This is a genomic window from Helicobacter muridarum (assembly GCF_000765805.2).
Classification (GTDB): domain Bacteria; phylum Campylobacterota; class Campylobacteria; order Campylobacterales; family Helicobacteraceae; genus Helicobacter_A; species Helicobacter_A muridarum.
In genome coordinates this window covers 1-12,786 of the sequence record NZ_JRPD02000005.1, presented here as the reverse complement: position 1 = coordinate 12,786, position 12,786 = coordinate 1, and the positions used below count along the sequence as shown (strand labels likewise).

At 33.3% G+C, this 12,786-nt stretch carries 9 protein-coding genes; 5 read left to right on the top strand and 4 right to left on the bottom strand.

Annotation, left to right across the window (positions count from 1 at the left end):
- The first annotated feature begins 1 nt into the window (after position 1).
- Positions 2 to 1,810, top strand: a complete 1,809-nt coding sequence (locus LS73_RS03495) for a sodium:solute symporter family transporter (RefSeq protein ID WP_034556606.1) — start codon at positions 2 to 4, stop codon at positions 1,808 to 1,810.
- A gap of 218 nt (positions 1,811 to 2,028) precedes the next feature.
- On the opposite strand, the gene LS73_RS03490 is transcribed toward LS73_RS03495, so the two are convergent.
- From LS73_RS03490 to ppsA, 3 genes are all read right to left on the bottom strand, one after another.
- Positions 2,029 to 2,382, bottom strand: a complete 354-nt coding sequence (locus tag LS73_RS03490) for a S24 family peptidase (RefSeq protein ID WP_267891669.1) — start codon at positions 2,380 to 2,382, stop codon at positions 2,029 to 2,031.
- A gap of 393 nt (positions 2,383 to 2,775) precedes the next feature.
- Positions 2,776 to 3,462 (bottom strand): hypothetical protein, encoded by a 687-nt coding sequence (locus tag LS73_RS03485; RefSeq protein WP_052089418.1) that lies wholly within the window; start codon positions 3,460 to 3,462, stop codon positions 2,776 to 2,778.
- Between the two features lie 9 nt (positions 3,463 to 3,471).
- Entirely contained in the window at positions 3,472 to 5,898 is a 2,427-nt protein-coding gene (gene ppsA, locus LS73_RS03480) for a pyruvate, water dikinase (RefSeq protein WP_034556603.1), read from the bottom strand.
- A gap of 172 nt (positions 5,899 to 6,070) precedes the next feature.
- Between ppsA and purL the strand changes: the two genes are divergently transcribed.
- Positions 6,071 to 8,809 (top strand): phosphoribosylformylglycinamidine synthase subunit PurL, encoded by a 2,739-nt coding sequence (gene purL / locus LS73_RS03475; protein ID WP_052089417.1) that lies wholly within the window; start codon positions 6,071 to 6,073, stop codon positions 8,807 to 8,809.
- A gap of 213 nt (positions 8,810 to 9,022) precedes the next feature.
- Positions 9,023 to 9,988 (top strand): aldo/keto reductase, encoded by a 966-nt coding sequence (locus LS73_RS03470; RefSeq protein ID WP_052089416.1) that lies wholly within the window; start codon positions 9,023 to 9,025, stop codon positions 9,986 to 9,988.
- A gap of 368 nt (positions 9,989 to 10,356) precedes the next feature.
- On the opposite strand, the gene hypD is transcribed toward LS73_RS03470, so the two are convergent.
- On the bottom strand, positions 10,357 to 11,475 hold the full coding sequence (hypD, locus tag LS73_RS03465) for a hydrogenase formation protein HypD (protein WP_407918757.1): 1,119 nt from the start codon (positions 11,473 to 11,475) through the stop codon (positions 10,357 to 10,359).
- Between the two features lie 176 nt (positions 11,476 to 11,651).
- Here hypD and LS73_RS03460 point away from each other — a divergent pair, with 176 nt between their 5' ends.
- Complete coding sequence (locus LS73_RS03460; RefSeq protein WP_034556598.1) at positions 11,652 to 12,440, top strand: histidinol-phosphatase; 789 nt, start codon at positions 11,652 to 11,654, stop codon at positions 12,438 to 12,440.
- Between the two features lie 25 nt (positions 12,441 to 12,465).
- Positions 12,466 to 12,786: gamma-glutamyltransferase (locus LS73_RS03455; protein ID WP_201273577.1), on the top strand; the 321-nt coding region annotated here is incomplete at its 3' end.

Below are 12,786 nucleotides of genomic sequence, written 5' to 3'. Positions count from 1 at the left end.
TATGACAAATACATTAGAGGTTCAAAATCTAAGCCTACCTATATTTATAACATTTGGGATATATGCTCTTATTATGATTGGTATTGGAATTTATTTTTATAGGCAAATAAGGAATCCAGAACAATTTTTTCTTGGTGGAAGGAATGTAGGAGCTGCTGTTAGTGCCTTAAGTGCGGGCGCATCTGATATGAGTAGTTGGCTATTAATGGGATTGCCAGGCGCACTTTATGTTGCAGGATTACTTAATGCTTGGATTGCTATTGGACTTAGTGTTGGTATGTTTATAAATTGGATGCTTGTAGCAAAGAGACTTAGAATCTATACTGAAGTAGTTGCTAACTCAATAACAATTCCAGATTATTTTGAGACCAGATTCTCTGATGATAAGCATATTTTACGTCTTATTTCTGCGATTGTGATTTTAGTATTTTTTGTATTTTATATCTCATCAGGACTTATTGCGGGTGGAAAGTTATTTGAGCAAACATTTTCTATTGATTACAATATCTCTTTAATAATTGGTGCAGGCATTATTGTTGCATATACTTTTTTTGGTGGATATTTAGCCGTATGTTGGACAGATTTGTTACAAGGAATATTGATGATGATAGCATTAATAATTGTGCCTATTGTCATGCTTTTTCATATTGGTGGATTTGGTGAAGTTGTCGATCTAGTAAACAAAAGTGATGATATTCATAACGAAAAAGTGCAAAAAACATATCAATACCTTGACACTGATGTGAACGCCCTCCTAGAGCAAAGCAAACAAAATACTAATAATGCAATAAATAATTTGGAATCAATTATACAATCGTTGAATATGCTAAGTGAAATTAGTATAGATGATACTAAGGCTAGTTTTAAATCTTTACAAGGTAGAGCATTATCTATTCAAGATTCCATAAATAATGGGCAATCAAGCGATAAGATAGAAAAAGATTTGAACGCCTTATTTGCTGATATAGATTCTACAATAAAAAAATCACTTGGCGCAAAGTCTCATTTCTCATTTTTGCATAATGTTACTCTTCTTAGCGTTATTTCTGCTGTAGCTTGGGGACTTGGATATTTTGGGCAACCTCATATAATTGTTCGATTTATGTCAATTCGTTCTACTAGGGATATACCAAAAGCAACATTAATTGGTATGTCATGGATGATAATAAGCTTATTTGGTGCGTGTCTATTGGGAATCTTGGGCGTTGCCTATATAACAAAGTTTGATTTATCTTTTAATGACCCAGAAAAAATATTTATAGTTATGTCTCAAACTCTTTTTAACCCTTGGATTACAGGGATATTCCTATCAGCATTGCTAGCTGCAATAATGAGTACAGCAAGCAGTCAATTACTTGTTTCAGCCTCAACTGTAGCAGAGGACTTTTATAAAAAGATTCTAAAAAGAGATGCCACTCCAAGGCAAGTTATGTTCTTTAGTCGAGCTAGTGTTTTGGCTGTATCTCTTGTTGCATTTTTTATTTCTACAGATAAAAACTCTAGTATTTTATCTATCGTATCTTATGCTTGGGCTGGATTCGGTGCTAGCTTTGGAAGTGTAATTTTATTTTCGCTTTTTTGGAGTCGTATGACTCGTATGGGTGCAATAGCTGGAATGGTAATAGGTGCAGTAGTGGTTGTTATACATAATAATTATCTGTATGAGTATTTTCCAATCTATGAGATTGTCCCGGGATTTGTATGTGCTAGCCTTGCTATTATTATAGTAAGCCTTATGCAACCAGTAAGAAAAGGCACAAAAGAAGCATTTGATAAAATGATGGCAGAGATGAAAGCAGGTAATATTTAAATTTTTACATTATAGCAATAGCTATTAATCTTTGATGCTATTACCACTATTTTATTTATTGTATAGGTTAATTCTGTAATAGCATACAGTATTGTTTAAAATCAAAGTGAACCTAAGAATTGAACTTTGTCAAAAGAATCCTATATATTGCATAAAAAGTCCTATATATTCCTTTAAATTTTTTATACATGAGTCAAAAAAGTGCAAGGAAGCATGATTTAAATGGCATTTAAACGATTTTTAAAGGTGTTTAATTTAAAGATTGGAAAGCATACATTGTGTATATTGAGATAGTTTAGCATTATAACTTTTGAAATAATCCTACTACAATATATTTCGTAGTTTTCTCCCTCTAGGACTATATCATTATAACTTTTATTATCGCTTATAAGTTTGTATTTTAGACGTTTCTGAAAACGTTTGATATATAGCTCATTATCTATGCGAGTAACACATATTTGCTCTTCTCTTGGCATTCCTTTTTCTAAAGGAGTCTTGCTTTGCACTAAAAGCTTGCAGTTAGGCGGTATTGCATGTGTCATGGAATCGACTCTAACGTGGATTATTGACAAATTATAAATAAAGTAAGCCCAAAGTATGCACGCAAGGAAGCCTTATCTACTTCTATACGTTGTGTTATAAATGGCATTTCATGTAAGGTTAATCTGATTGGATTTTAGAAATATTTAACTTTTTATTAAAATACCTAACTAGCTCTTTTTTATTAATTGCTATAGTTATACTATTTTATATTTGCGTTATGGTTTATTGTTTTGAATAATAATCTCTATTTACTATTTCTTAAATAATTTGCAACTATATATTTCCAATAATTTTACCTTACAATAAACTCTTATATAAAAGCCTATAAATTTGAAATCAAAATGAATATATAAATTTATTCATAACTATCACGTAAAAAATATATTACTGTTTTTTTACGTAAACGGCTTTAAATCGTGAACTTAAGAGCTTGCTGTTGATGTTGCTCCCTTATTTGATGAGCTACCAGAGAAGAAGCCACTCTTAGCATTTGATGGGGTAGCTGCTCTTGTTGTAGATTGAGTGCTTTGTGTTCTAGCAGCACCAGGAGAAGTTTGAGAACGTTGATATGCAGATGGAGAATTGTAACTTCTCTGTGCATTTGCCTTATAGTTAGGATTATTAAAAAGCTTATTGCCTATATAGCTGCCAATTAATGCTCCAGCAGCACTAGCTAGGATAGCACCACCAATGCCTAACCCACCACCATCACTACTAGTTAGTGTGCTAGTTCCATTATCAATTCTTCTTTCTTCTTCAGCTACTAAAGAATCAACCTCTTCTTTGCTCAACACACGCTTATTGCCATTTGTGTCCTTTACTATTATTGTAGTATCTCCATCGCTACTTGGAGTTTCATCGATAATTGTGTAACTGCCATCGTTATTTTCTTGTAAAGTAACTGTTACACCTTGTTTCTTTTGTATTTCTTGAGTCCCACTTTGAGCACTACTATCACAACCTATTAATCCAGCAACGAGCATTGCACTCATTCCACCAAGTATAGCAATATCAGAAATCTTGCGTAAATAATATCTCTCTTTAGTTTTTTTTGCATTTTCCTCAAAATTAACTTTTTCTAAACCACAATTTTTATTGTTTTGCCACATAACAATCCTTTAGTTTGTTGATTTAAGCTTTTTTTCAAGCTGCTCGATACGTTCCCATGTCATAACAACAGAATCTGGATTCAATGAAATTGAACTAATACCTTGTTGCACTAAGAATTCTGCAATCTCTGGATAGTCACTTGGAGCTTGCCCACAAATTCCACAATATTTGCCATGTCTTTTACATGCTTGAATAGCCTGTTTAAACATTTCTAGCATTGCTGGATTTCTTTCATCAAAAATATGACTTACCAAATCTCCATCTCTATCCACCCCTAAAGTTAGTTGTGTCAAATCGTTTGAACCAATAGAATATCCATCAAATATTTTAAGAAATTCATCAGCTAGTATAATATTAACAGGCAATTCACACATTACATATATTTCAAGTCCATTTTTACCAGATTCTAATCCATTACGTCTCATAATTTCTAATACTTTTTTTCCTTCTTCTGGTGTCCTCAAGAATGGAATCATAATCTTCATATTTGTTAATCCCATATCATCTCTTACCATAGCTAAGGCTTGACATTCCCACTCAAATGCTGTTCGATATTGTTCTGAATAATATCTGCTCGCTCCACGATAACCTAGCATAGGATTTTCCTCTTGAGGCTCGTAATACTCTCCAGAAATCATATTCCTATATTCATTACTTTTAAAGTCGCTTGTGCGTACAATAACAGGATTTGGATAGAAAGCTGCCGCGATCATACCCATACCTTCTGCAATTTTCTTGATAAAAAAATCCTTTGGATTATCGTATCCATGTATTAATTTGACTACATCATCTTGGTTGTATATTGTTTTATCATTTTGCAAATCAAGCAATGCTAAAGGGTGAGCTACAATTTGATGTAGCACAATATGCTCCATGCGAGCTAAACCAACCCCACTATTAGGTATAAATGAGAATCCAAATGCCTTAGCAGGGTCTCCAACATTCATATATATCTTTGTCTTCGTTTCTCCTAAGTGCTCTAGAGATATTGTTTCTACCTCGTATTCATGAATACCTGCATATACATAACCCTCCTCACCTTCGCTACAAGAGACTGTTGCCTCCATATCTGTATATAGCACTTCAGTTGCACCGTGCGCGCCAACAATAGTTGGAACGCCTATCTCCCTTGCTACAATAGCTGCATGACATGTTCTACCGCCTCTATTTGTTATAACTGCAGCTGCTTTTTTCATCACTGGCTCCCAATCTGGATCGGTATTGTCAGTTACTAGAATTTCACCTTCTTTGAAAGTATTCATTTGCTCTATGTTATTGATAATCCTTATTTTACCGCTACCCATTTTTGTTCCAATAGCCATACCCCTTAACACTACTTCTCTATCATTGTCTATTGGATTTTTAAAGCGAAATTTTTCTATTTTTGCCCCGTGTTTGCTTTTTTGGCTTTGAACGGTTTCTGGCCTAGCTTGGACTATGAATATTTCTCCGCTTTGACCATCTTTTGCCCATTCCATATCCATTGGTCTATATTCGCCTGCTTCTTTTGTATAGTGTTTTTCAATGTCAATTGCATATCTTGCAAGTGTCAGCACATCTTCATCTGTAATTGAAAAAGTTTCCATTTCATGATGCGTAGTCCTTACATTCATAGTGGGCTTATCACTACCAGCAGGTGAATACACCATTTTTACATCTTTTGTGCCTAGTTTACGCTTGATAATTGGTTTTTTGCCCTGCTCTAAGGTTGGTTTAAATACATAAAATTCATCTGGATTTACTGTTCCTCCAACAACGTTTTCACCAAGTCCCCATGATGATGTAATAAATACAGCATCTTTAAAACCGGTTTCTGTATCAATGCTAAACATGACACCTGCTGCACTTTTGTCTGAACGTACCATCTTTTGTACTCCAACACTTAATGCAACCTTAAAGTGATCAAAATTCTTACCAGCACGATAGCTTGTTGCTCTATGTGTAAAGAGAGATGCAAAACAAGACTTAATATAGTGAACCAAATCTGTTTTACCTTTGACACTAAGATAAGTATCTTGTTGTCCTGCGAAACTTGCGTCAGGTAAATCCTCTGCAGTAGCAGAACTTCTAACTGCGACATCTGCTTCTGTCATACCATATCTTTGGCTTAGCTTATCATAAGCTTGGAAAATTTCATCTTTTAAGTCTTGGGGTAGTGGTGTGCTAAAAATCAATTCTCTAATTTTGCTGCATCTATTCCTCAAAACGTCCATTTCTGTATAATCAACATTTACTAAAAGCTCTCTAATCTGATCTTTTATATTGCCACTTTCTAAAAGATACCAATATGCATCGCTAGTAATAGCAAAGCCATCTGGGACCTTAATGCCAACAGGCACTAGCTCTTGAAACATTTCTCCTATGCTTGCATTTTTGCCACCAACTAGAGGGACATCGCGGTTATTTAGTTCCTCAAAAAACTTTATGTATTTCATTTATTCACAAATCTCCCCATTAAAAAATTTAAGGCTACTTTTATATTGTAGTAAAAAAAACATAAATAAATTATTTAATCATCTATAAAATTAGAAAAATATTTCATATCTGTGCAGAACCCTTTATTGTAGTTTTGTTAGAATTAGCATATATTTTTATATAGGGGTAATAATGAGCGACAAAAAGAGCAGTAATTTTAGTATTTCAGATGATAATATTGAGGCTATTTTGAGACAACACAAACTAAGCAGCGAAGACTATATAAAGATTACACAAATGCTTAATCGCCAACCAAATTTAATAGAAATTGGAATCTTTTCTGCAATGTGGAGTGAACACTGTAGTTATAAGTCAAGTAAGATTTATTTAAAAGAATTTCCAACAAAAGCTCCTTGGGTATTGCAAGGACCAGGGGAAAATGCTGGTGTAATTGATTTAGGCGAAAATACTAATAATGAAAGGTTGGTAGCAATATTCAAGATAGAATCCCATAATCATCCAAGCTTTATTGAGCCAAATGCTGGGGCTGCTACTGGTGTTGGAGGAATCTTACGTGATATTTTTACTATGGGGGCAAATCCAATAGCTAATCTAAATGTATTGAGATTTGGAGACATTTTGGATTCTTCTATGAAAAAAAAGCATACTCATTTACTTCATGGTGTAGTTGATGGTATTGGACACTATGGCAATTGCATGGGGATTCCAACTATTGGTGGAGAGACTGGCTTTGAGTCTTGCTATAATGGTAATATACTTGTTAATGCCTTTAGCCTAGGCATTGCAAAGCAGAATGAAGTATTCTATGGTAAGGCTATCGGAATTGGGAATCCAATCGTATATGTAGGTAGTAAAACAGGCAGAGACGGATTAGGTGGTGCTATTATGAGTAGCAATAGTTTTGATTCTCAAACAAAAGCCCTACGTCCAACAGTACAGATTGGAGATCCATTTACAGAAAAACTACTCTTAGATGCATGCTTAGAAGTTTTTAAAAATGATCTAATCGTTGGTATACAAGATATGGGTGCAGCTGGGCTTACTAGCTCTAGTTTTGAAATGGCTAGTAGGAGTAAAAGCGGTATGATTCTGTGGTTAGAGAGAGTGCCAATGAGGGAAAGTGGTATGAGTCCATATGAGCTTATGCTTTCAGAATCGCAAGAGAGAATGCTTATTTGTGCGAAAAAAGGTTGTGAAGATAGAATCAAGGAGATTTTTGCCAAGTATGAATTAGATTGTGTTGTAATTGGTGAGGTTACAGATAGCGGAAAGATGGAGCTATTTTGGCATGGCAATATATGTGCTAGCCTAATGGTAGATCAAGTTGTTGAATCCTCTACTATATTAAAACGTCCCATAAGTAAACCTAAATATCTAAAATATTGTAAGGAATTACAGCTAAGTCTAGATTATAAGAATTTTAAACCATATCATAATTATTACAAAAAAGATGAAGATTTTAACAGTTATAACAATGGTGCTAATTATTCTAAAGAACATACCTTAGATTTGATATATAGCAATATGGACAAAGAATTAGCTAATATAGTCTTTAGAGAAATGTTATCTAGCCTTGATATAAATGATAAATCATGGATATATAACCAATATGATCAAAGTATAAAAGCTAGCACAATTAAAGCCGCTGGTTTAGGAGATGCAAGTATTGTTAGCCTAAAGAATTTTTCCTCCCCTAAAGCTATTTCCATGAGTGCCAAATGCGATTCACGTTATTGCTATTTAGATCCAAGGGGTGGGGCTAAGATAGCCGTTGCCAAATCTGGACGCAATGTTGCTTTAAGCGGAGCAAAGCCGCTTGCTATTACGAATTGCTTAAATTTTGGTAATCCAGAGAATCCTGAAGTAATGTGGCAGTTTAAGGAATCTTGCAATGGGATAAAAGAAGCTTGTATTACATTAAATACGCCTGTGGTAAGCGGAAATGTATCTCTATACAATCAAACCAATGAAAATGATATATACCCTACTCCAAGCATTGTTAGCGTTGGTCTTTTAGAAGACTATAGTTATGCTATTGGAAGTCATTTTGTAAAAGAAGATTCGCTTATATGTCTTATAGGTGGAAATATAGAATCTGCATTGATCAATGGTGATAATATGGGTATAAAAGTTGTTGAATGTGGATTAGATGCCAATAGATGCATGAAATCAAACATAAATGATTCTAATAGCAAAGAATCTAATAAGACAATCAAACATAAATATAATAACAATGCTTCTTATTTTGCAGGCTCATTATTACAAAAAATCCTTAATAATCCGCCAAGTGGCGAGATTGTAGAAATTGATTTGGATATAGAACTTAGGCTTTGGGAATTCCTACAAGAATGCACACAAATTAGGCTATTACTAAGTGCTAAGGATATAGGCAGCGGGGGCATTGCTATAACTTTAGCTAAAATGGCAACCATTGGCAATAAAGGACTTCAAGCACTACTTCCATTTGAATCTATTTGCACTGTAGATTATCGAAGAATTACTAAACTTTATGGTAAGCAAATTGCTAATATGTTAACAAGGCTTTATACTAATTATAATGACAATGAATTTAATGCTTTGATTGATAGTGGGAAACAAACTGCTTTGCAATATGTTTTATCATTAACTGGCAATAATAAGATTTTGATTCATGAAATACTAAGAGATTTTTTGAAATTTAACAACCTAACTAATACATCTCTATTTGCCGAGACACATAGTCAAATCGTATGCGAAATATTCCCGCATAATTTAGGAATCATAAAGCATCTAGCAAATAGCAAGGGTTTGGAATGTTATTGTATCGGCAAAGTTGGCACGCAATCCATACAGATCTCAAATATTGTAATTCCGCTAAATGAAGCAAGGGATCTATATTACAATAGCTTCGAGAAGAAAATATTTGGCTAGTGCTGAAATCTTTAACTCTATCTATAAAGTATAAAATAAACGGTTGATTAAATTTATATTCAAGCATGAAGGCTTGCAATAAATATTTGGCAATGTTTACAAGATAAATAATTGTCATATGAAGATAAGCTTTACACATAATCAATAATAATAACTTGTAGATTTTATGTATAATTAGCTTTTTTAAAGTTCATAATTATGTAAGGGGGTTTTATGCGTGATATGACAAGAAGAGATTTTATCAAAATGACGGCTATTGTTAGCTCTACTATTGGTTTAGGTATGCTAACAAAAGAGAGTATATTTACTTCTGCACATGCTTTTTCATCTCGCTTTCAGATTCAGGGTCCATTTAGCACACAAAAATTAAACAATAATGTGAAAATGCCAATCTTTGGATTTGGCACATATGGGTTAAACGGCGAAAAAGGGGTAAATGCTATTTTAAATGCCCTAAATGATGGCTATAGGCTTATTGATACAGCTACTCGCTATGATACAGAGCGCGAAGTAGGTGAAGCTGTGATACGAAGCAAGATTCCAAGAGATGATATTTTCATTACTAGCAAGTTATGGAATGATAAGACTACAAGCGATGAAACTATAGAATCTGTAAACGAGAGCTTAGCTAAACTTAAAATGGATTATATAGATTTGTATTTAATTCATTTTCCTCAACCAAAGAAATCCGGACCCAAATGGTTAGAGAGAGATATCAATGTATGGGAAGCTATGGAGAAACTTTACAAACAAGGTAAGGTTAAAGCTATTGGTATTAGTAATTTTTATCCACATCACTTAGAGGCTTTTATACCTGAATGCAATATCAAACCAATGGTAAACCAGATTGAAGTTCATCCATTCTATGTAGATGATAAGCTAATAGATATATGTAGACATCATAAAATAGCAATTCAGGCTTATTCCCCACTAGCGCGCGGAAAGGAAGCATTGCTCAATCCTGTGTTAAAGAAAATTGGTAACAAATACAATAAAACTGTAGCACAAGTCATGTTGAGATGGAGTTTGCAAAAAGGCTTTGTTCCTCTGCCGCGTTCAGCAAATCCAGATAGGATTAGAGAAAACATTAATGTATTTGACTTTTCTTTGAATGCAAACGATATGAGCTTGATTAACAAGCTAAAAGTTACTAACAATAAAATTATACCTATTTCATAAATTATATCAATAGGTTAAGTATATAGCTTTGTTGTCCTATCCGTTTATTTTAGTCTATGTTTATTTTACATTTAAATATTATGATGTAAGTGTAAGCGCAAGATTAAATAAATTAGCAAATGGAATTAGAAAGTATCATAATAATTAATGCCTTATATTATTAAGTTCTGCTGAAAATATTTCATATGGATTATTGGTTTATTATAATGTAATTTATGAAATTGATAATATTTAATTGGTAGTAATCATTATTTTTTGATCTGTATTAATAAGCACCTTTATATTTTAGTATTTTTATTATTTAGATTTGCTAACTTACGTTAGCTATAGCCTACATCTTATTATTCTAAATAAATCTTTATTAATTGCTATTTTTTGCTTAATGAGCCATATTTATAGTATGCTGCACAAGCCCCTTCGCTACTCACCATACAGCTACCTATTGGTTTGCTAGGAGTACAACCTTTGCCAAATACTTTACAATCTTTAGGATTTGCCAAACCTTTTAATATATTGCCACATAGACAATGTGGAGATTCCTTACTTTCTATTTCTTTAATTCCAAAATGTATTTTCGCATCATATCTTGCAAAAGATTCTTTTAAGCATAGGCTTGAGTTCTTAATGTCCCCCAATCCTCTCCAAGTAAAACTTGGAGCAACATCAAAATATGTATTAATTAATTCTTGTGCCTTTATATTTCCTTCCATATTAACTGCACGCGAATATTGCATCTCAACCATATTATTTCCATCTATCTTTTGCTTTATTATTCGCATAATGCTCTCTAGCATATCAACGGGTTCAAACCCACTAACAACAATAGGTATACCATAATTTTTTGCTAATGGTAAATAAATCTTTGCGCCACTAACTACACTTACATGGGAAGGGGCAATGAGAGCATTAACCTTAACTCTCTCATCATCTAAAATAGCACTCACTGGAGGCGGGACTAAAACATGATTTATATGCAAATAAAGATTGTTTATGCTTTCATTGATTGCTCTTTGTAGTATAGCCGCGCTCATGGGGGTTGTAGTCTCAAAACCAATGGCAAAATATACTACATTTTTATTTGGATTTTCTTTTGCTACCTTTAGGCAATCCATTGGAGAATACACAAAACGTACATCAGCTCCCTTAGCTCTAGCATCAGCCAAAGAACCAAGCTCACCCGGAACTTTTATCATATCGCCAAGTGTTAACAATATAACATTTGGAAGCATAGCTAACGTATAAGCCTCTGAAATACGAGATTTTGGCATAATACAAACAGGGCAACCTGGTCCATGTATAAAATGTATAGAATCTGAATTGATTAGATTCTTTAATCCATACTTCATTAGCGTATGGGTATGTCCACCACATACTTCCATAATATATAATTCATCTTTTAAGTTTTTAGCAATATTATTGATTTCTCTTGCTAAAGCTTTTATTGTGTCCTTGTTTCTATATGGCTTAATAAAGTCCGTCATTATAATACTTCCTTGATTATTTTATTTGATACTGCAAAATATGGCTTTGATTATAGCCTATTATAAGCTTTTAGATCATTACTCATGTATATTGATAAAATATTGATTTATCAATAACTGTTTGAAATGGCAGGTAATGTTAGATTCTATGATAGAATTAAATAAACATTGTAAGGAATAGTATGCGCGTTGATTTGCATAATCATACTACATATTGCAACCATGCAACAGGCAGCATGCGGGAATATATTAATAAAGCACAAGAGCTTGGTATAAATGTATTCGGCTTCTCATGTCATGCGCCTATGGATTTTGATTCTAAATATCGCATGAGTTTTGATATATTGCCTAAATATTTAGAACAAGTTTCCTCATTAAAAGATGAGTTTGATGACATAGAGATCTTATGTGCTTTAGAAGTAGATTATATTTTAGGAAGAGAAGATCTACTTAGTAAAGAAGTCTTGAATGCTTCTTGCGATTATTTGATAGGTTCTGTTCATTTTTTGGACAAATGGGGGTTTGATAATCCTGAATTTATAGGAGAATGGAGCAAGAGAGGAGTTCATGCTACTTGGAATTGCTATTTGGATTCCATAGAATCGCTATTAAGGAGTGGATATTTTCAAATCATTGGACATTTAGATTTACCAAAAATATTTGGCTCTGTGTTGCCTAGGAATCTTCTACCTAGATTGTATGATATTTTGCAAATAGCTAAAACTAATGATATAGTTATTGAAGTTAACGCAGCTGGACTTCGTAAGCCTATTAAAGAGCAATACCCTAGTATTGAGATTCTAAATATGATAAAAAAACTAGAATTAGATATTACATTAAGTAGCGATGCTCATAGAATCTCTGAAATAGGCTTTGGTTATTTAGAATGTTTGAATATTATTAAGGATATCGGATTCACCAATCTAGCAATATTTAGAGATAAAACAAAACATCTTGTAAATATTAATTAATTTGCTCTTATTTAGGGAGGCTATTATGTTTTATAGCATTAGTGGCAATAAGTATCAGATCATAAAATTGGAATCTGATAAATCATTAGTAGGTATTTTCCTATTATTTTGCATATTATTACTAACCCTAAACTTACTAAATGCAGCTAGCTATCCACCTATTAAGGATACTAATGGCAATGGTCTTGCAATTAGCAGTAGTCAATATGCTACAAAGATAGGTAAAGAAATTCTTGATAAAGGTGGCAATGCCATTGATGCAGCTGTGGCTGTTGGATATGCTTTAGCTGTAACTCATCCTGCAGCAGGCAATATTGGTGGAGGTGGATTTGCTATTATTCATCTA

Bases quoted from the DNA above. Each gene is read 5' to 3' on its own strand.
- LS73_RS03495 (WP_034556606.1), top strand. From the start codon at position 2: ATGACAAATACATTAGAGGTTCAAAATCTAAGCCTACCTATATTTATA.
- LS73_RS03485 (WP_052089418.1), bottom strand. From the start codon at position 3,462: ATGTGGCAAAACAATAAAAATTGTGGTTTAGAAAAAGTTAATTTTGAG.
- ppsA (WP_034556603.1), bottom strand. From the start codon at position 5,898: ATGAAATACATAAAGTTTTTTGAGGAACTAAATAACCGCGATGTCCCT.
- purL (WP_052089417.1), top strand. From the start codon at position 6,071: ATGAGCGACAAAAAGAGCAGTAATTTTAGTATTTCAGATGATAATATT.
- LS73_RS03470 (WP_052089416.1), top strand. From the start codon at position 9,023: ATGCGTGATATGACAAGAAGAGATTTTATCAAAATGACGGCTATTGTT.
- LS73_RS03460 (WP_034556598.1), top strand. From the start codon at position 11,652: ATGCGCGTTGATTTGCATAATCATACTACATATTGCAACCATGCAACA.